Genomic DNA, 19,879 nt, shown 5'->3' with positions numbered 1-19,879 from the left:
GCGAACGTTATTTCTATTTTACCAAAAGATCTTTCGCCTTTCAAGAAATCCTACTTCTCTTCTCGATTTTTGAGCGCTTTTCCGATTTTTCTGATATAATGGTCTCATTCTTCTCGAAAGGAACTGAAATATGCATAAAAAGATGATCGCTCTAGATCTAGACGGCACTCTCTTAAATTCCGAAAGCAAATTGAGCGACTTTACCATTGATACGATAAAAAAAATTAGTGCTCTTGGCCATAAAGTCATTATTACAACAGGCCGCCCCTACCGCATGGCACATACCTATTACAAACAACTAGAGCTAGATACTCCGATGATCAATTTTAACGGCTCCCTTACGCATCTACCTGAGAAAAAATGGGGGGATGAACAATGTTTGACTTTAGATAAAAAATACCTGCTAGATATGGTCGCTAACCGGGATACCATCCAAGCGGACTTTATAGCAGGCGAATACCGCAATAAATTCTTTATTACCGATCCAAATGAGCACGTTGCAGACCCTAAATTATTCGGTATTGAATCTTTCCAACCAGAAAATCAATTCAATCCCGAGCGGGTAACGAGCGACCCAAACTGTATCCTCTTTCAAACGAAAGCGGAAGACAAATATGCTCTGGCAGATGAAATGAATCGGCATTATGACTACAATCTGTCTATCAATACTTGGGGTGGTCCCTTAAATATTTTGGAATGCAATCCAAAAAATGTGACCAAAGCATCCGCTCTAACCTACCTTCTGGATAAACTCAATATGGATCAGAAGGATTTGATTGCCTTTGGAGATGAGCACAATGATACTGAGATGCTAGCTCTTGCTGGTTATGGATACGCCATGAAAAATGCCAGCTCCATCCTTCTCCCCTATGCAGACTCCATCACTGATTTCACCAATAATGAAGATGGTGTCGCGCGCCAACTCATTCAATTATTCTTATAAAACTAACAGACATGAGTTATCCCCTCATGTCTTTTTCTGCGCCAAATCCTTAATCGGTTAATCAATACCGCCCCTTTTTTCCATTTTTTTCATTGCCTCGTCATCTGGTTTGTGATATTATTAACATAGTTATTAAAGAAGCGCTTTCAAAAATTTTAAACCGCTTCTCGTTCACTTAAGGAGGAACAAAATGAAAGCTGTTGTTGTAAATCCAGAAGGTACTGGTGTTGAAATCGTTGCAAACAAAGACATGCGTCCACTTGAAACAGGGGAAGCTCTTGTTCAAATCGAATACTGTGGTGTCTGCCACACTGACTTGCACGTTGCTCACGGAGACTTCGGTAAAGTTCCAGGCCGTGTTCTTGGACACGAAGGAATCGGTATTGTTAAAGAAGTTGCTCCAGATGTCAAGAGCCTAAAAGTTGGGGATCGTGTCAGTGTCGCATGGTTCTTCGAAGGATGTGGAACTTGTGAATACTGTACAACTGGTCGTGAAACTCTTTGCCGTACTGTAAAAAATGCTGGTTACTCTGTTGATGGAGGGATGGCTGAACAATGTATCGTTACTGCAGATTACGCAGTGAAAGTACCTGAAGGATTAGATCCAGCCCAAGCATCTTCTATTACGTGTGCAGGTGTTACCACTTATAAAGCCATCAAAGAAGCCAAAGCTGAACCAGGACAATGGATTGTTATCTATGGAGCTGGTGGACTAGGAAACTTGGCTGTTCAATATGCTAAGAAAGTCTTCAACGCACATGTCATCGCTGTCGATATCAACAATGATAAACTAGAATTGGCGAAAGAAGTTGGTGCAGACTTTGTCATCAACGGTCGCGAAGTTGAAGATGTCCCAGGATTGATTAAAGAAAAAACAAATGGTGGAGCTCACTCTGCTGTCGTAACAGCTGTTTCTAAAGTAGCTTTCAACCAAGCAGTAGATTCTGTTCGTGCAGGCGGCCGCGTGGTTGCAGTTGGTCTTCCTTCTGAAATGATGGATCTCAGCATTGTGAAAACTGTATTAGATGGTATCCAAGTCATTGGTTCTCTTGTAGGAACTCGTAAAGACTTGGAAGAAGCCTTCCAATTTGGTGCAGAAGGCTTGGTAGTCCCTGTCGTTCAAAAACGTCCAGTAGAAGATGCTGTCAAAGTCTTTGACGAAATGGAAGCCGGAACCATTCAAGGACGTATGGTACTTGACTTTACAAACTAAACAACTGAACCTACAGGACTAGCCCAACTGGGCTAGTCTTTTTGAGTGCTCTCAATCACTCTCATATACAATTTGTTATATATTTATTTTTGTTTTCGAGAATATCGTTTGATTCTCGGAAACTTTTCATTGAGAACAAAATCCTATAAAACATATCTATTATTGATTTTTTAAGCATCAACAAGTAATAAACAAAATTCATTCAAGAGCATTCTTTTTCTATCTAACGATGATTTAATATAATAAATCAATGTTTTTACATCGAGATTTTGATAGAAAAATTGACTTAAGTGTGGAAACGATTTATAATAAAGTAGCTTAAAGTTTTCTTAAACTGAAAGTCAAACAAATTTTATAAGGAGGAATGTCAATAATGAGTATTGGTATCATTATTGCTAGCCACGGTGAATTTGCAGCTGGAATCCACCAATCCGGCTCGATGATCTTTGGGGATCAAGAGAAAGTTCAAGTGGTTACGTTCATGCCAAGTGAAGGCCCGGATGATCTCTATGCTAAATTCAATGCAGCTGTTGCCGCATTTGATGCAGAAGATGAAGTCTTGGTTTTGGCTGACCTTTGGAGTGGTTCTCCATTTAACCAAGCAAGTCGCGTCATGGGAGAAAATCCAGATCGTAAATTTGCGATCATTACAGGATTAAACCTTCCGATGTTGATTCAAGCTTATACAGAACGTTTGATGGATGCAAATGCCGGCGTTGATCAAGTCGCTGCAAACATCATTAAGGAAGCAAAAGACGGTGTCAAAGCTCTTCCAGAAGAATTGAATCCTGTTGAAGAAGCTAGTACAGCCGCTGCTGCTCCTGTAGCCCAAGCTGCTATTCCAGAAGGAACGGTTATCGGAGATGGAAAACTCAAGATCAACCTTGCCCGCTTAGATACACGTCTTCTTCATGGACAAGTCGCAACTGCTTGGACACCTGATTCAAAAGCCGATCGGATCATTGTTGCTTCAGATTCTGTTGCCAAAGATGAACTCCGTAAGGAATTGATCAAACAAGCGGCACCAAATGGTGTGAAAGCAAACGTTGTCCCAATTCAAAAATTGATCGACGTTGCAAAAGATCCACGTTTTGGAAATACCCATGCTTTGATCTTATTTGAAACACCTCAAGATGCTCTTCGCGCCATCGAAGGTGGTGTTCCGATTAAAACCTTGAACGTTGGTTCAATGGCCCACTCAACTGGTAAAACCATGGTTAACAATGTGTTATCAATGGATAAAGATGATGTGGCTACATTTGAAAAAATGCGTGATCTTGGAGTTGAATTTGACGTCCGTAAAGTGCCAAATGACTCTAAGAAAGATTTGTTTGACTTAATTAACAAAGCTAACGTTCAATAATCGATTACTTACGAAAGGATTTTAAACATGTCTATTATTTCTATGGTATTAGTGGTCGTTGTTGCCTTCTTAGCAGGTCTTGAAGGTATCCTTGACCAATTCCAATTCCACCAACCCCTTGTTGCTTGTACCTTAATCGGTTTGGTAACAGGTAATTTGACTGCTGGCATTATGCTTGGTGGTTCACTTCAATTTATTGCACTTGGCTGGGCAAACATTGGTGCCGCAGTTGCACCCGATGCTGCCCTTGCATCTGTCGCTGCTGCCATCATCATGGTACTTGGGGGAGACTTCAGTACAAAAGGAATCGCTGTCGCTCAAAGTGTCGCTATTCCACTTGCAGTTGCTGGTCTTTTCTTGACCATGATCGTCCGTACCCTTTCCGTTGGTTTGGTTCACACTGCCGACGCTGCTGCTAGAAAAGGGGATATCAAAGGTGTAGAACGCGCTCACTTTGTGGCCCTTCTTCTTCAAGGTCTTCGTATCGCCATTCCTGCAGCCCTCTTGTTGATGATTCCTGCTGAAACTGTCAAAACTGCTCTTGAACAAATGCCAAAATGGCTCTCTGATGGAATGCAAATCGGTGGTGGTATGGTTGTAGCCGTTGGTTATGCCATGGTTATCAACATGATGGCGAGCCGTGAAGTATGGCCATTCTTTGCCATCGGTTTTGCTCTTGCAGCTGTTAGCCAATTGACCTTGATTGCCCTTGGAGCAATTGGTGTTGCCCTTGCCTTGATCTACCTTACTCTTTCTAAGAAAGGTGGCAATGGAGGTGGCGGTGCCGCTACTTCTAACGATCCAATTGGCGACATTCTCGAAGACTATTAAGAAAGGTGTGACACTATCATGACTGAAAAATTACAATTATCTAAATCAGATCGTCAAAAAGTTTGGTGGCGTTCAACCTTCTTGCAAGGTTCTTGGAACTATGAACGGATGCAAAACTTGGGTTGGGCTTACTCATTGATCCCAGCTATCAAAAAACTCTACACAAAGAAAGAAGACCAAGCGGCTGCTCTTGAACGTCACATGGAATTCTTTAACACTCACCCATACGTTGCCGCTCCTATCATCGGGGTAACACTTGCTCTTGAAGAAGAAAGAGCAAACGGTGCTGCGATTGACGATGCTGCCATCCAAGGGGTTAAAATTGGTATGATGGGTCCTTTGGCGGGTATCGGAGATCCAGTCTTCTGGTTTACAGTACGTCCTATCCTTGGTGCCCTTGGTGCATCACTTGCTGCGTCTGGTAATATCCTTGGTCCACTTATCTTCTTTATCGCATGGAATGCAATTCGTATGGCCTTCTTGTGGTACACGCAAGAACTTGGCTACAAAGCAGGTTCTGAAATTACCAAAGATATGTCTGGTGGGATCTTGCAAGACATCACTAAAGGGGCTTCTATCCTTGGGATGTTCATCCTCGCTGTTTTGGTAGAACGTTGGGTATCTATTAAATTCGTCTTCAATGTTTCTTCTGTCAAATTAGCCGATAAAGCTTATATCCACTGGGATAAACTTCCTGAAGGATACAAGGGTATCCAAGAAGCCTTCGCTCAAGTTGGTTCAGGCCTATCTCAAACACCTGAAAAAGTTACAACTTTCCAACAAAACTTGGATTCATTGATTCCTGGTTTGATGGGATTGCTTCTTACTTTTGCTTGTATGTGGTTGTTGAAGAAAAAAGTATCTCCAATCACTATCATCATCGCTCTCTTTGTAATCGGTGTATTAGCACACGTTGCTGGCTTGATGTAAGCAAAGATCAACAAAAAAGAAGGTTTCGGCCTTCTTTTTATTATGATATAATGGAGTGAACAGCAATACAGGAGGATCTCATGGCTCAATCATTGAATAAAACCGTTGAATTCCATACTACAGGGGTTTCTTACCTTGGAGTGGGGGGAAAGGTTGGAAAAATCCTAGTCGGGAATGCCGCTTTTGAATTTTATGCGGATGCTAATGTTGAAGACTACATCCAAATTCCCTGGCAAGAAATCGATCAAATCGGAGCCAATGTATCCGGACGTAAAATTAGCCGCCATTTTGAAATCTATACTAGAGAATCAAAATTTCTCTTTGCTTCAAAAGACTCTGGAAAAATTTTAAAGATTGCTCGGGAACATCTAGGAAATGATAAAATTGTCAAACTTCCTACATTGATCCAAACCATCACGGCTAAAATTAAAAATCTATTTGCAAAATAGGATCTTTTCTTGTATAATAGACGCAAACGGATAAGTAAGTTAAGAGGCTCTTTCAGAAAGTCTGCGGTTGCTGCGAGCAGATAGAAATCTTAATTGAAATTCTACCGTTTCTTTAAAATACAATATTGAATCAAGTGCACACCTGTGAAGTTGGATGGAACCGTGGCTCTGCCACTCCAACACTCTAACAGGTGTGTTTTTTGTTAAAGGAGAAGCTATGTTAGATATTAAACGGATTCGTACAGACTTTGATGCGGTTGCTAAAAAATTGGCAACACGTGGCGTAGATGCAGCTATTTTGAATGAAATGAAAGAAATCGATGCCAAACGTCGAGATATCTTAGTCAAAGTAGAAAATCTCAAAGCAGAGCGTAACACTGTATCTGCTGAAATCGCACAAGCTAAACGCAACAAGGAAAATGCAGATGATAAGATTGCTGCCATGCAAACCCTCTCTGCTGAAGTCAAAGCCCTGGATACAGAATTGGCTGAAATCGATGCAAAATTAACTGAATTCACTACTACCCTTCCAAACATCCCTGCTGATAGTGTCCCTGTTGGAGCAGATGAGGATGACAATGTTGAGGTTCGTCGTTGGGGAACACCGCGCGAATTTGGCTTTGAACCAAAAGCTCACTGGGATTTAGGTGAAGACCTTGGTATCCTTGACTGGGAACGCGGGGCTAAAGTCACTGGTGCTCGTTTCCTCTTCTACAAAGGACTTGGAGCTCGCTTAGAACGTGCTATCTACAACTTCATGTTGGATGAACATGGCAAGGAAGGCTACACTGAAGTCATCCCTCCTTACATGGTCAACCATGATTCTATGTTTGGTACTGGTCAATATCCAAAATTCAAGGAAGATACTTTTGAACTTAGCGATACCAATTATGTCCTCATTCCAACAGCTGAAGTTCCTTTGACAAACTACTATCGCGATGAAATTCTTGATGGGAAAGATCTTCCAATCTACTTCACCGCTATGAGTCCATCTTTCCGTTCAGAAGCTGGTTCAGCCGGTCGTGATACCCGTGGCTTGATCCGTTTGCACCAATTCCATAAGGTTGAAATGGTGAAATTTGCCAAACCAGAAGAATCATATGATGAATTGGAAAAAATGGTTGTCAATGCTGAAAATATCCTTCAAAAACTCAACCTTCCATACCGTGTGGTAGCTCTCTCAACGGGAGACATGGGCTTCTCAGCTGCCAAGACTTATGACTTGGAAGTATGGATTCCAGCGCAAAACACCTACCGTGAAATCTCAAGCTGTTCTAATACAGAAGATTTCCAAGCTCGCCGTGCGCAAATCCGCTACCGTGATGAAGCAGATGGCAAGGTAAAACTCCTTCACACTTTGAACGGTTCAGGGTTAGCTGTCGGACGTACCGTCGCTGCTATTCTTGAAAACTACCAAAACGAAGACGGTTCTGTGACCATTCCAGAAGTCCTTCGCCCATACATGGGTGGCGCAGAAGTCATCGCACCAAAATAAAGTTTAAAAAAACTGAGTCTTGCAAATTGCAAGCTCAGTTTTTTAATATTTACGAAAACGTTGGTAGCGTTGCTCCAGAAGCTCTTCGAGAGGTAAAGCTTGTAAAACCTTTAACTCTTCCTGTAATTCCTTCTTCACTTGAGCCAGTAGTTCTCCATTTGAAAATCCATGCTCGGGAATCACCTTATCGACAATTTCCATATTTAACAATTCGTGAGAAGTAATCTTCATCAACTCTGCTGCTTCCATAGCACGACTTCCATCTTTCCAAAGAATAGAGGCAAAACCTTCTGGACTCAAGACTGCATAGATGGAGTTCTCAAGCATCCAGACCTTATCTGCCACAGCAAGAGCCAAGGCACCACCAGAGCCACCTTCTCCGATGATAATCGCGATAATTGGAACTTTTAGATCACTCATTTCCATGAGGTTACGGGCAATGGCTTCACCTTGTCCTCGTTCTTCAGCACCAACACCAGGATAAGCACCCGCTGTATTGATAAAGGTCACAACTGGACGACCAAATTTCTCCGCTTGCTTCATGAGGCGCAAAGCTTTTCGATAGCCTTCTGGATGGGGTTGCCCAAAATTACGTTTTAGATTATCTTGAAGATTTTTTCCTTTTTGGATTCCAACGACTGTAACCGTTTGATCGCCTAAGCGTCCAATCCCACCAATCACCGCACCATCATCACGGAAGTTTCGATCTCCATGTAATTCGATAAAATCATCAAAAATTCCTTGAGCAAAATCAAGCGCAGTCAATCTTCCTTGGTCACGTGCTTCTTTAATAATCTGTGTTATTTTACTCATGTTTACCTCCATGAAGGGCTAATAATTGTCCAACTGTCGCTCGGATTTGACTTCTCTCCACGATCAAGTCTACAAATCCATGTTCTTGTAGAAATTCTGCTTTTTGGAAATCATCAGGCAATTTTTCACGCACAGTTGATTCGATCACGCGTCGACCAGCAAACCCGACCAAGGCTTGACTCTCTGCCATGATAATATCACCTTCCATAGCAAATGAGGCTGTCACCCCACCAGTTGTCGGATCTGTCAATACCGTCAAATAGAATAATTTTTCTTTGGAATGGCGTTGAACAGCCGCAGAAATTTTTGCCATTTGCATCAAACTCACGATTCCTTCTTGCATCCGAGCACCACCGGAAGCGGTAAAAAGAACAACTGGCAATTTTTCTTTTGTCGCAAATTCAAATAAACGAGTAATTTTTTCGCCTACTACAGAACCCATTGAAGCCATGATAAAGTTGGAATCCATGATCCCAAGCGCAACTTTTTGACCTTTAATCAAGGCAGTTCCAGTCAGGACAGCTTCATCCAGTCCTGTCATTTCCCGCACTGCTGCTAGTTTCTTCTTATAATTTGGGAAATTCAAAGGATCTGTCGTTTCGATTCCTGTAAACATTTCTTCAAAGCTAGCTGGATCCACTGTCAGCGCCAAGCGTTCTTTAGCAGAAATACGGAAGGTATAGCCACAATTCGGGCAGACACGCTCACTACCTAAATCCTTTTGGTAAATGGTATGTTTACAACCTGGGCATTGTGAAAATAGTTCATCAGGAACTTCAGGTTTTGGCTGAGGCTCCTTCCAGGCTGACCTATTCGGATTGATCCGAATATATTTATCTTTTTTAGAAAATAATGCCATTACTTACTCCTTATAATATGCTACAGTATCTGAAGCATTACTATAAAAGCCTGAAACTGTGAAGATGATGTTCATACTTCCCTCACAAGTCCAGGCTTTTTCATCATTCCTTATTATAATTTGGAAGGAATTGTTCCATCAAAAATGCAGTGTCATAATCACCAGCGATCACATGTGAATCTGAAATCAAATCCAACTGGAAACTGCTATTGGTGGTGACACCATCGATTTCCAACTCATAAAGAGCACGCTGCATTTTCATCAGTGCATCAAAGCGATTTTCCCCATGGACAATGATTTTGGCAATCATACTATCATAGTATGGCGGAATCGTATAACCAGGATACACAGCAGAATCCACACGCAAGCCAACCCCACCACTTGGAAGATAGAGATTAGTGATCTTACCAGGGCTAGGTGCAAAGTTGAAGGAAGGATTTTCCGCATTGATCCGGCATTCAATCGCATGGCCTTTAATGACAATATCCTCTTGAGTAACGGATAATTCTTGGCCAGCTGCGATTTTAATCTGTTCCTTAACGATATCAACTCCTGTTACAAATTCCGTGACAGGATGCTCTACTTGGACACGGGTATTCATTTCCATAAAGTAGAACTCACCCTTGCCTTCATCATACAAGAATTCAATCGTTCCAGCATTCTCGTACCCAACTGATTCAGCTGCACGAACAGCTGCAGAACCAATCCGATCACGAAGCGTTTTTCCAATAGCAATCGAAGGGGATTCTTCTAGAACTTTTTGGTTATTTCGTTGAAGAGAACAATCGCGTTCACCTAAGTGAATAACATGTCCATGCTGATCCGCTAAAATCTGTACTTCAATGTGGCGTGCCGGATAAATCACCCGTTCCATATACATGGCACCATTTCCAAAAGCAGCTTGAGCTTCTGAGGAAGCAGATTCAAAAGCAGCAACCAAATCTTCTGGTTTTTCAACCTTCCGAATTCCTTTACCACCGCCTCCTGCAGATGCTTTCAACATCACAGGGTAACCAATACGCTCTGCAATCTCGAGGGCTTCTTCAGCAGTATACACTTCACCATCTGATCCAGGAATAACAGGTACTCCTGCTTTGATCATCTGTTTACGAGCATTAATCTTATCCCCCATCAAATCCATGACTTTAGCAGAAGGACCAATAAATTTAATGCCCACTTCCTCACACATGGTCGCAAATTTTGAGTTTTCACTTAAAAATCCAAAACCAGGATGGATAGCTTCTGCTCCTGTTAGAACAGCTGCAGACAAGACAGCACTCATATTCAAATAAGACTCTGTTGATTTAGCAGGTCCAATACAGACTGCTTCATCCGCTAGTAAGGTATGCAAGGCTTCTTTATCAGCAGTAGAATACACTGCAACCGTCTCGATGCCAAGTTCACGAGCCGCACGAATAATACGAACTGCAATCTCACCACGATTGGCGATTAAGATCTTACGAAACATAGATAGGCCTTTCTTAATTTCCAATTGCAAACGTAAGCGTTCCTGAAGCTGCAAGCTTACCGTCTACTTCTGCTTTCGCTTCAACAACAGCAATTGTTCCACGACGTTTGACAAAAGTAGCTGTCATCACCAGTTGATCTCCTGGAACGACTTGTTTTTTAAACTTCACCTTGTCCATCCCTGCATAAAAGACTAATTTTCCTTTATTTTCAGGTTTTGACAACTCTAGTACACCTGCTGTTTGTGCCAAAGCTTCCATGATGAGAACACCTGGCATAACAGGATATTGTGGAAAATGTCCATTAAAAAATGGTTCATTAATTGTCACGTTTTTAATGGCAACAATCGTATCTTCGCTTGTTTCTAAAACGCGATCCACCAAAAGCATTGGGTAACGATGCGGCAAAGCCTCACGAATAGCATTAATATCAATTGTCATTTGATTCGAACCAATCCTTTTCCAAATTCAACCATTTCTTCATTCGTTACCAAAATTTCAGTGACTACCCCATCTTTTGGTGCTGGGACTTCATTCATCACTTTCATGGCTTCGATAATCAAGAGTGTTTGACCCTTAGTAACTTTGTCTCCTACAGATACAAAGGCTGGTTTATCCGGAGCTGGCGACAAGTAAGCCACCCCAACCAATGGACTTTCAACCACATCACCTTCTGCAGCCTGAGCTGGAGCAGCAACTGGTTCAGCCGCTACAGCTGGAGTTGCTGGTGCTTCAACAACAGGGGCTACTACAGGAGTTTGAGGAGTTGCTACCACTTCAACTGCAGGAGAAACCGGTGTAGTCGCAACTGAACTCGTTTGGTTTTTACTCAAATTCAATTCTTCGCCATTATTTTTATATGAGAATTCACGCAAAGTTGACGCATCAAATTGAGCCAACAAATCTTTGATTTCAGAAATATTCATGAATTAACCCTCCCAACGTTTAAAGGCCAGAACAGCATTGTGTCCTCCAAAACCAAAGGTATTTGAGATAGCATACTGAATATCCGCTTCTTGACCTTCACCATAAACAACGTTTGCTTCGATATAGTCAGACAATTCTTTGGTACCAGCAGTTTTTGGTACAAAGCTGTGACGAATCGCTTCGATAGTAGCAATCGCTTCAACTGCACCAGCAGCACCAAGCAAGTGCCCTGTAAATGATTTCGTAGATGATACTGGAACTTCTTTACCAAGTACAGAAACAATGGCACCACTTTCACCTTTTTCATTGGCAGGTGTTGATGTCCCGTGAGCATTAACATAATCAACATCTTCAGGTTTGATACCAGCTTCATTAATAGCCAATTTAATCGCTTTAGCCGCACCTGAACCATCTGGTGTAGGTGTTGTCATATGGTAGGCATCACAGTTTGAACCGTAACCAACAATCTCAGCTAAAATATTAGCACCACGTTTTTGGGCATGTTCCAAGCTTTCGATGACAAGAACCCCTGCACCTTCACCCATCACAAAACCATTGCGGTCTTTGTCAAATGGAATAGAGGAACGTTCTGGGTCTTCCGTTGTTGAAAGAGCCGTAAGGGCATTGAAACCACCGATACCAATCTTAGTAATCGAAGCTTCAGCACCACCTGCCAAAACAACATCATGCATACCAAATTTAATTTCACGGAAAGCTTCACCAATTGCATCATTGGCAGAAGCACAAGCTGTTGTCACGGATTTACATACCCCTTGAGCCCCAATCTTAAGTGCGATGTTTCCAGCACCCATGTTTGAAAGAGCTTTTGGAATAAACATTGGTTGGATTCTCTTCATCCCACGTTCATGCATCCGGATAATTTGATCTTCCAATTCTTGCAAACCACCGATACCAGATGATACAATCACACCTACACGATCGCGGTCTTCTTCTTCCATGTTCAAGCCTGAATTTTCAATAGCTTCCATCGCAGCATAGATTGCATACAATGAGTAAGTATCCATACGATTTTGATCTTTTTTCACGAAATATTTATCGAATGGGAAATCTTGAATTTCACCAGCATTAAAGACTGGAATTTCAGAAGCATCAAATTTTGTAATGGGCTTGATCCCAATTTTTCCTTCATGAAGGCTATTCCAGAACTCCTCTGGTGTATTTCCGATTGGTGAGGTTACACCGTAACCTGTAACAACAACACGATTTGTAGACATATATATTCTCCTTTTGTCGGATGGATATTTAAGTAAGTGATTTTCGATCAGTGAGCATTCATTATTGCATAGTCATGCCGCCATCAATGGCAATTGTTTGACCAGTTAAATATTCTTGACCTGCCAAGAAAGCCGCAACTTCTGCCACTTCTTCAGCTTGACCAATTCGTTTCATTGGCACTTGAGCTAGCATGGCATCTTTCATTTTCTCTGGAATAGCGTCAGTCATATCCGATTCAATGAAACCAGGTGCAATGGCATTCACACGAACGCCACGAGCCGCAACTTCACGCGCTACTGATTTAGTGAAACCAATCAAACCAGCTTTTGAAGCCGCATAGTTAGCTTGACCGATATTCCCCATTAGACCAACAACAGAGGACATGTTGATAATGGCCCCTTGACGAGCTTTAGACATAGGTTTCAAGACAGCTTGTGTCATATTAAAGGCACCGGTCAAGTTGATTTTCAAGACCCGTTCAAAATCTTCTTCAGTCATTTTCAACATCAACTTGTCGTTTGTGATCCCAGCGTTATTGACCAAAACATCAACACTTCCAAGCTTTTCAATTGCCTCAGCCACCATACGTTGCGCATCTTCGCCATTAGAAATATCCCCAGAAATACCAACAACAGTCACACCATAGTCAGCAAACTGTGCAAGCAAGTCCTCAGAAATTTCAGAACGTCCATTTAGGACAACATTGGCACCGAGACTCGCAAATTTATGAGCCACAGCCAATCCAATTCCGCGTGTTGAACCTGTTACAAAAACATTTTTATTTTTAAGTTCCATTTTTACCTCGTTTTAAGCATTCAGAAGTGCATCTAGACTAGCCTGATCTTCGACGTTATGAGTTGGAAGAGTTTTATCAATTTTCTTCAAGAATCCTGACAAGACTTTTCCAGGTCCGATCTCGATGACCTCATCTACACCAAAGTCTTGAATCGTAGCAATTGAATCATAGAAACGAACCGGTTCTTTTACTTGACGGGCCAAAAGTGCATTCACATCTTCTGACTTCATGATAGTAGCTTCTGTATTCCCAACTAAAGGAAGATCAAAATCATTAAATGATACTGTTTCTAGTTCAGCCGCCAATTTTTGACTAGCAGATTCCAGTAAGGCTGTGTGGAATGGACCTGACACATTCAAAGGGATCAAGCGTTTGGCACCTGCTTCCTGCAATAGTTCCACAGCATAGTCCACAGCCGCAACCTCACCACCAATCACAATTTGTGCTGGCGTATTGTAGTTAGCTGGTGTTACTACACCCTTTTCGGATGCTTGTTGACAAATCTCTTCGATCAAACTTGGATCTGTATTCATAACAGCAACCATTTTACCACTTCCAGCAGGAGCTGCTGTTTCCATGAATTCACCACGTTTCGCAACCAAAGCTACTGCATCTTCAAACGAAAGAGCTCCAGCCGCAACTAAGGCAGAATATTCCCCCAAAGAGAGGCCGGCAACAATATCAGGAGTGATACCATTTTCTGCTAAGAGACGATAAATGGCTACTGACGTTGTCAAAATAGCTGGTTGAGTATAGCGTGTCTGATTCAGTTTTTCTTCGTTAGAATCAATCAATTCACGCAAATCATAACCTAGAATACGACTAGCCGTATCAAATGTCTCTTTAACAACGGGATAAGCCGCATACAAATCGCTCGCCATGCCCAATTTCTGAGCCCCTTGACCAGCAAATAAGAACGCACGTTTTGTCACTATCCTAATCCTTTCGACGTTTTTAGACGTTTACATCTGCCCAACGAGCAGCCTCTCTTTGAATCACCTTGGCTGCACCATAATAGATATCTTCTAGAATTTCAGCACAAGTTTCTTCCTTGCTGACAAGTCCAGCAATTTGACCTGCCATTACAGATCCATTGTCAACATCTCCATCAACAACGGCATTGCGAAGGGCACCTGCTCCTAATTCTTCAATTTCTTCTTGAGTCTTCTTACCTGCCAAGAAATCTTTTTCAGCTTGGTTATAGGCAGAAGCCAATTTATTCTTGATCGCACGAACAGGGTGTCCAACAACTGATGCTGAAACTACCGTATCAATATCTTTCGCTTTCAAGATTTTATTCTTAAAGTTTTGGTGAGCATTAGATTCTTTAGCAACCACGAAACGAGTTCCCACCTGAACAGCTTCGGCACCTAACATAAAGACAGCTGCAGCACCGGCACCATCAGCGACACCTCCAGCACCAATTACTGGAATAGAAACAGCTTCAACCACTTGACGAACCAAGGTCATAGTCGTCAATTTACCAATGTGACCTCCAGCTTCCATTCCTTCTGCAATCACTGCATCGGCACCCAATTTTTCCATCCGTTTTGCAAGGGCAACAGATGGAACAACAGGAATGACAGTGATCCCTGCTTCATGGAAACGATCCATGTATTTCCCAGGATTTCCAGCACCAGTTGTAACAACTTTTACACCTTCTTCAATCACCAGGTCAACAATGTCATCCGCGAATGGGGACAAGAGCATGATATTTACACCAAAAGGTTTATCTGTAATAGACTTCACTTTATCAATGTTAGCCTTTACAACTTCTTTTGGAGCGTTCCCGCCACCAATGATTCCAAGACCACCGGCATTTGATACTGCTCCAGCCAAGTCACCATCAGCGACCCATGCCATCCCACCTTGGAAGATTGGATATTTAATATTCAATAGTTCAGTAATTCGTGTTTGCATTATACCTACCTCTTTTTTCGCTTAAGTAATAGTTTGAGTTTAAAAGATTGTTTCTTTGAGCCTCAAACTATTACCTAAACAAGAGAGAATATCTTTCGATACTCTCATCTATCATTATTTTGTTTTTTCTTCTACGTAAGCGACAAGGTCACCAACTGTAGACAATCCTTCTTCAGTTTCGATTTGGATGTCAAAAGCATCTTCAATTTCAGAGATAACTTGGAACAAATCCAATGAATCTGCTTCTAAATCTTCGAATGTAGATTCAAGAGTTACTTCTGATGGTTCTTTACCAAGTTCTTCAACGATAATTTCTTGTACTTTTTCAAATACTGCCATGACAGGCCTCCTTAAAAAATAATATATAAATTTTTAAAATGTGTTTCCACATGTTTAACTAGATTGTAACAAGAAGTGTGCCCCATGTCAAACCTCCACCGAATCCTGTAAGAAGAATTTTTTGACTTCCATCCATCTTGATTCGATGATTCTCGACACACTCCGATAATAGAATGGGGATACTAGCAGCACTAGTGTTCCCATATTCCATCATATTTGCTGGGATCTTCTCTCTAGAGACACCCAGTTTTTTTGACATCTTATCTAACATTCGGTCATTCGCCTGATGTAAAAGAAAATAGTCAATCTCTTCTGCTTCTATAGAGGCGTCTGCTATAATTTTTTGAATACTTTTCGTGACATCACGAATGGCAAAATCAAAAACTGCCCGTCCATCCATTGTCAGATATCTTCGATCGGAAACTTCCTCTGAATAAGGGGAAGACAGACCCAAATAGCAAGACTCAAGACTAGCACCTCGGCTACCATCTGTAAAAAGATTCTCAGCAAAAAACGATTTTTGATCGCTTGCTTCAAGCAAGACACCACCAGCTCCATCTCCAAAAAGGACTGAAGTGGAACGGTCTGACCAGTCTAATACTTTTGAAAGCGTCTCACTACCGATCACAATTCCTCGCCGGTACATACCTGAAGAAATGTATTTTTCAGCAGTGGCTAATGCAAATACAAATCCACTGCATGCTGCAGTCAGATCAAAGGCAAAAGCTCGAGAAGCTCCAATATTAGCTTGTACCCGGGCTGCAGTTGATGGCATTAAGCTGTCTGGAGTAATCGTAGCAACAACGATGAAATCAATTTCCTCAGCATCTAAGTTTGCTTTTGCTAATAATCTTTGTGCAACAATTGTTGCTAGATCACTTGTCGTCTCATCTTTTGAAATGTGACGCCGAAGGATACCTGTCCGACTACTGATCCATTCATCACTTGTATCCATGATCTCAGCCAAATCATCATTTGATACGACTTGGTCAGGTGCATAATGAGCAACTTGACTAATTTTAGCAAAGACCATTATTTAATTTCCTCCAAGAAACGATACAGATTTTGCAATCCTTTTTGCATCACTTTCTTCTCTTCGGGACTCATATCTCCAATAATCTGGTTGACCATCCGTTTATGGAATTGCTGATGAAGACGATAAAGTAGACGACCGTTCTTTGTTAAACTCAAGTGTACAACCCGGCGATCAACTTCCGATCTTCTTCTTTCGATATACCCTTTGCGCTCAAGATTATTCAAACTTGTCGTGACAGTCCCCAAAGTCACCATCAACTCCCGTGAAATATCACTCGGGGTTGCATTCGGTGTCGAACCAATCACATCGATCGTATGCATTTCTTTAATAGAAACATCTTTGAATCGACTTGCTCTTAGGCTCGACTCCTCAATAACCAAAACATTATTAAAGATGGATGTTAAATAGTCGTTAACTAATTGGTAATTCAAAACTCCACCTCCTAATTTTACTTTGATAGTCAAATTTTATCAAAAATGAAAATAATTTGCAAGTATTTTTTCACAAAACATAGAAAAATTACAAATTTATTTTCCTTTAAATTGTGGCCGACGTTTCTCAGAGTAGGCAATAACCCCTTCCTTGAAATCTTCTGTAAATGCTAGTTTCTTTTGCAAATCCAATTCAAGACCCGCATATTGGTCCCATTCTTTCAAGAATGCTTCCCAAACCATTTCTTTCATGGCAGCATAAGAATTTGAAGATCCTCTTCTTAATTTTTTAAGCAATTGCTCAACTGTTTTATCGAGTCTTTCAGATTCACAAAGACGATAAGCTAGGCCATAATCAAATGCCTTTTCAGCAGTCAAAGCTTCACCCGTCATTACTAAATGAGTAGCCCGAGACATGCCAATAGCTTTTCCTAATAAGAATAACCCACCCGCATCTGGTGCTAAACCAACCCCAACAAAGGCTTGAATAAATTTAGTACGATCACTAATAATACAAAAATCAACAGCTACTGCTATGTTGGCCGCCGCTCCTGCGACCGCTCCATCAGCTACCATAATAACCGGCTTAGGTAATTGCTTAATCTTCTTAGAAATAGTATTAACTAATTCAGCAATTAAAACAAGAGACTCGATGTCATCTGCATCGACTGCGCGTTTCATTTCACTCAAATCTCCACCAACTGAAAAGATTTTCCCTTCTGCTGATAGAATAATGAATTTTACTTCCTCATTTTTTTCTGCATCTTCCAAGGCAGCTAAAATTTCCTGACACATTGGAATGTTAAAACCATTGGAAACTTCAGGACGATTTAAAGAAATTGACGCGAGATCGTTTTCGACAGAATACAAAATTGTTTCAAACATCACAGACTCCTTTTGTTTAAATATAAAATATTTTGATATTAAAACTTTTTAAGTATAACATATCATACCATAAAAAATAAGAATAGTAAAATATATCTATAAGATGTAACAAAATTGTAAAATTTGAATTATGACAATTTCTAGCCTCATAAGATCCACCTATTCTATGCCCTATTTATAAATACATTGTATCAACAACTGAAGTTTGGTATAATGTACTAATGAAACTATTAAGGAGAAAATATGAAAGTAACTAAATTCGGTGGAAGTTCTCTAGCATCAGCTCCACAATTAAAAAAAGTACTTAATATCATTAAAGATGATCCAGAAAGAAGATTTGTAGTTGTATCAGCTCCTGGTAAGCGAAATGCAGAAGATACAAAAGTAACAGATGCACTGATCCGTTATTATAAAGAATTCACTTCAGATAAAGATGTTACGCAAACACAACAGTGGATTATTGAGCGTTATCGTGCCATTACAGAAGAATTGGGTCTCAAAGATTCTATCATTCAAGAAATTGCTGAAGATATCTATGATCTGACAAATTTGCCTAAAAAAGGAAATCCATTTACATACGATGCATTTTTGGCAGCCGGTGAAAACAACAACGCTAAACTCATAGCTGCCTATTTTAATCAAAATGGATTAGAAGCAAAATATATCCATCCAAAAGAAGCAGGAATTACAGTCACCGCAGAACCTTCCAACGCTCGTATTTTACCTTCTAGTTACGATAAAATTGAAGAACTAAAAGATGCAAGTGAAGTAATTGTCATTCCAGGTTTTTTTGGTGTTACCCAAGATGGGGACATTTGTACATTTTCTCGTGGTGGATCTGACATTACAGGATCTATCATTGCAGCTGGCGTAAAAGCAGACTTATACGAAAACTATACAGATGTAAATGGTATCTTTGCAGCACATCCAGGTATTATTAAACACCCACATTCAATTCCTGAATTAACTTACAAGGAAATGCGTGAATTAGCCTATGCAGGTTTTTCAGTCTTACATGATGAAGCACTCGTTCCAGCATACAGAGGTAAAATTCCATTAGTCATTAAAAATACAAATAATCCAGACCATCCAGGAACCCGAATTGTTTTGGAACATTCAAATGATCATGTGACTGTTGTAGGGATTGCAGGTGATTCAGGATTCGTTAGTATCAACACTACCAAATACCTCATGAACCGAGAAGTCGGTTTTGGTCGAAAAGTCCTTCAAATTTTAGAAGATCTCAATATTAGTTGGGAACATATGCCAACTGGAATCGATGACTTGTCTATCATTTTGCGTTCACGTGAACTGACTCCGATCAAAGAACAAGAAATTCTGAAACAATTAACACAAAAACTCGAAGTTGACACAGCTGAAATTGAACATGATCTTTCAATCATTATGATTGTTGGTGAAAAAATGAAGAGCCAAGTAGGGGTTACCGCAACTGCAGCTAAGGCACTGTCAGAAAATGAAATTAATATTCAAATGATCTCACAAGGATCTAGTGAGGTTTCTATTATGTTCGTTGTAAGTAAAGATCAAGAAGAAAAAGCCATTAAAGCCTTATATAATGCATTTTTCCCAAATAACTAAAAGTATAAAAGCTCCGTTATAAAAACGGAGCTTTTATATTCCCAATTTGTAAAATTAAGCAAGACCAAAAAAGCTATTTATGTTAGGCTCAGATAAACACCACATTTGTCTGAAAGGAACTAACATAAATGACCCATACTCATCTTACCACAAACGAGCTTGTAATGATAGAGGCATACTATCAAGAAAACCTAAAAGTTTCAGATATTGTGACATCACTTGGCAGATCAAAATGAAAATAAAAAAGACCAGCCCGCTGATCTAATTCTTATACTCCGCCAGTAGGACTCGAACCTACGACATCATGATTAACAGTCATGCGCTACTACCAACTGAGCTATGGCGGAA

The 19,879-nt window shown here is 40.7% G+C and carries 21 protein-coding genes, 1 tRNA gene and 1 pseudogene; 9 read left to right on the top strand and 14 right to left on the bottom strand.

Features of this window, described 5'->3' with window-relative positions:
• Positions 1 to 130: 130 nt before the first annotated feature.
• The 7 genes from HMPREF2926_RS01940 (at position 131) to serS (ending at position 7,224) form a co-directional block, all read left to right on the top strand.
• Positions 131 to 943 (top strand): Cof-type HAD-IIB family hydrolase, encoded by an 813-nt coding sequence (locus HMPREF2926_RS01940; protein WP_070586275.1) that lies wholly within the window; start codon positions 131 to 133, stop codon positions 941 to 943.
• Positions 944 to 1,133: 190 nt separating this feature from the next.
• Positions 1,134 to 2,156, top strand: a complete 1,023-nt coding sequence (gene adhP / locus HMPREF2926_RS01935; RefSeq protein ID WP_003003874.1) for an alcohol dehydrogenase AdhP — start codon at positions 1,134 to 1,136, stop codon at positions 2,154 to 2,156.
• 373 nt (positions 2,157 to 2,529) lie between these two features.
• The gene (locus tag HMPREF2926_RS01930) at positions 2,530 to 3,519 is read left to right on the top strand and encodes a PTS sugar transporter subunit IIB (protein ID WP_003010431.1); all 990 of its coding nucleotides are present in this window, start codon (positions 2,530 to 2,532) and stop codon (positions 3,517 to 3,519) included.
• Between the two features lie 27 nt (positions 3,520 to 3,546).
• Positions 3,547 to 4,350 carry a PTS mannose/fructose/sorbose transporter subunit IIC gene (locus tag HMPREF2926_RS01925; RefSeq protein ID WP_003003888.1) on the top strand — a complete coding sequence of 268 codons (804 nt, stop codon included), beginning with the start codon at positions 3,547 to 3,549 and terminating at the stop codon, positions 4,348 to 4,350.
• Between the two features lie 18 nt (positions 4,351 to 4,368).
• Positions 4,369 to 5,280 carry a PTS system mannose/fructose/sorbose family transporter subunit IID gene (locus HMPREF2926_RS01920; protein WP_070586274.1) on the top strand — a complete coding sequence of 304 codons (912 nt, stop codon included), beginning with the start codon at positions 4,369 to 4,371 and terminating at the stop codon, positions 5,278 to 5,280.
• 80 nt (positions 5,281 to 5,360) lie between these two features.
• Positions 5,361 to 5,729, top strand: a complete 369-nt coding sequence (locus tag HMPREF2926_RS01915) for a DUF956 family protein (protein ID WP_013904724.1) — start codon at positions 5,361 to 5,363, stop codon at positions 5,727 to 5,729.
• Between the two features lie 217 nt (positions 5,730 to 5,946).
• Entirely contained in the window at positions 5,947 to 7,224 is a 1,278-nt protein-coding gene (gene serS / locus HMPREF2926_RS01910; RefSeq protein ID WP_070586273.1) for a serine--tRNA ligase, read from the top strand.
• Positions 7,225 to 7,266: 42 nt separating this feature from the next.
• On the opposite strand, the gene HMPREF2926_RS01905 is transcribed toward serS, so the two are convergent.
• From HMPREF2926_RS01905 to HMPREF2926_RS01845, 13 genes are all read right to left on the bottom strand, one after another.
• The gene (locus tag HMPREF2926_RS01905; protein WP_021154504.1) at positions 7,267 to 8,037 is read right to left on the bottom strand and encodes an acetyl-CoA carboxylase carboxyl transferase subunit alpha; all 771 of its coding nucleotides are present in this window, start codon (positions 8,035 to 8,037) and stop codon (positions 7,267 to 7,269) included.
• Positions 8,030 to 8,896, bottom strand: a complete 867-nt coding sequence (gene accD, locus HMPREF2926_RS01900) for an acetyl-CoA carboxylase, carboxyltransferase subunit beta (protein ID WP_003003810.1) — start codon at positions 8,894 to 8,896, stop codon at positions 8,030 to 8,032. The genes HMPREF2926_RS01905 and accD overlap by 8 nt, the downstream gene beginning before the upstream one ends.
• Before the next feature lie 103 nt (positions 8,897 to 8,999).
• Positions 9,000 to 10,364 (bottom strand): acetyl-CoA carboxylase biotin carboxylase subunit, encoded by a 1,365-nt coding sequence (locus tag HMPREF2926_RS01895; RefSeq protein WP_045760281.1) that lies wholly within the window; start codon positions 10,362 to 10,364, stop codon positions 9,000 to 9,002.
• 13 nt (positions 10,365 to 10,377) lie between these two features.
• Positions 10,378 to 10,803: a 3-hydroxyacyl-ACP dehydratase FabZ gene (gene fabZ, locus HMPREF2926_RS01890; RefSeq protein WP_003004019.1), complete on the bottom strand. Its 426-nt coding sequence runs from the start codon at positions 10,801 to 10,803 to the stop codon at positions 10,378 to 10,380.
• Positions 10,800 to 11,288, bottom strand: coding sequence for an acetyl-CoA carboxylase biotin carboxyl carrier protein (accB, locus tag HMPREF2926_RS01885; protein ID WP_070586272.1), 489 nt, complete (start codon positions 11,286 to 11,288; stop codon positions 10,800 to 10,802). Before accB ends, fabZ begins: the two co-directional genes overlap by 4 nt.
• Before the next feature lie 3 nt (positions 11,289 to 11,291).
• A complete protein-coding gene (gene fabF / locus HMPREF2926_RS01880) occupies positions 11,292 to 12,524 on the bottom strand; it encodes a beta-ketoacyl-ACP synthase II (protein ID WP_003010454.1) in 1,233 nt (410 codons plus the stop codon).
• Positions 12,525 to 12,585: 61 nt separating this feature from the next.
• Positions 12,586 to 13,320, bottom strand: coding sequence for a 3-oxoacyl-[acyl-carrier-protein] reductase (gene fabG, locus HMPREF2926_RS01875; RefSeq protein ID WP_003010456.1), 735 nt, complete (start codon positions 13,318 to 13,320; stop codon positions 12,586 to 12,588).
• A gap of 12 nt (positions 13,321 to 13,332) precedes the next feature.
• Positions 13,333 to 14,253 (bottom strand): ACP S-malonyltransferase, encoded by a 921-nt coding sequence (gene fabD / locus HMPREF2926_RS01870; protein WP_070586271.1) that lies wholly within the window; start codon positions 14,251 to 14,253, stop codon positions 13,333 to 13,335.
• Between the two features lie 22 nt (positions 14,254 to 14,275).
• On the bottom strand, positions 14,276 to 15,241 hold the full coding sequence (gene fabK, locus HMPREF2926_RS01865) for an enoyl-[acyl-carrier-protein] reductase FabK (protein ID WP_049522748.1): 966 nt from the start codon (positions 15,239 to 15,241) through the stop codon (positions 14,276 to 14,278).
• A gap of 114 nt (positions 15,242 to 15,355) precedes the next feature.
• Positions 15,356 to 15,580 carry an acyl carrier protein gene (locus HMPREF2926_RS01860; protein WP_003003892.1) on the bottom strand — a complete coding sequence of 75 codons (225 nt, stop codon included), beginning with the start codon at positions 15,578 to 15,580 and terminating at the stop codon, positions 15,356 to 15,358.
• 58 nt (positions 15,581 to 15,638) lie between these two features.
• Positions 15,639 to 16,613 (bottom strand): beta-ketoacyl-ACP synthase III, encoded by a 975-nt coding sequence (locus tag HMPREF2926_RS01855; RefSeq protein WP_070586270.1) that lies wholly within the window; start codon positions 16,611 to 16,613, stop codon positions 15,639 to 15,641.
• On the bottom strand, positions 16,613 to 17,047 hold the full coding sequence (locus tag HMPREF2926_RS01850; protein ID WP_003003993.1) for a fatty acid biosynthesis transcriptional regulator FabT: 435 nt from the start codon (positions 17,045 to 17,047) through the stop codon (positions 16,613 to 16,615). The genes HMPREF2926_RS01855 and HMPREF2926_RS01850 overlap by 1 nt, the downstream gene beginning before the upstream one ends.
• Positions 17,048 to 17,143: 96 nt before the next feature.
• Positions 17,144 to 17,935 carry a trans-2-decenoyl-ACP isomerase gene (locus HMPREF2926_RS01845; RefSeq protein WP_070586269.1) on the bottom strand — a complete coding sequence of 264 codons (792 nt, stop codon included), beginning with the start codon at positions 17,933 to 17,935 and terminating at the stop codon, positions 17,144 to 17,146.
• A gap of 240 nt (positions 17,936 to 18,175) precedes the next feature.
• Here HMPREF2926_RS01845 and HMPREF2926_RS01840 point away from each other — a divergent pair, with 240 nt between their 5' ends.
• Together HMPREF2926_RS01840 and HMPREF2926_RS11405 are read left to right on the top strand one after the other, a co-directional pair.
• Entirely contained in the window at positions 18,176 to 19,531 is a 1,356-nt protein-coding gene (locus HMPREF2926_RS01840; protein WP_070586268.1) for an aspartate kinase, read from the top strand.
• Between the two features lie 128 nt (positions 19,532 to 19,659).
• Positions 19,660 to 19,764 (top strand): annotated as a pseudogene (locus tag HMPREF2926_RS11405) (IS30 family transposase); the annotation flags it as partial.
• Positions 19,765 to 19,804: 40 nt separating this feature from the next.
• On the opposite strand, the gene HMPREF2926_RS01835 reads toward HMPREF2926_RS11405, so the two are convergent.
• Positions 19,805 to 19,878, bottom strand: a tRNA-Asn gene (locus HMPREF2926_RS01835).
• Between the last annotated feature and the right edge of the window lies 1 nt (position 19,879).

It is taken from the genome of Streptococcus sp. HMSC078D09, from assembly GCF_001813675.1.
GTDB lineage: Bacteria > Bacillota > Bacilli > Lactobacillales > Streptococcaceae > Streptococcus.
This window is presented reverse-complemented; position numbering and strand designations above follow the sequence as displayed.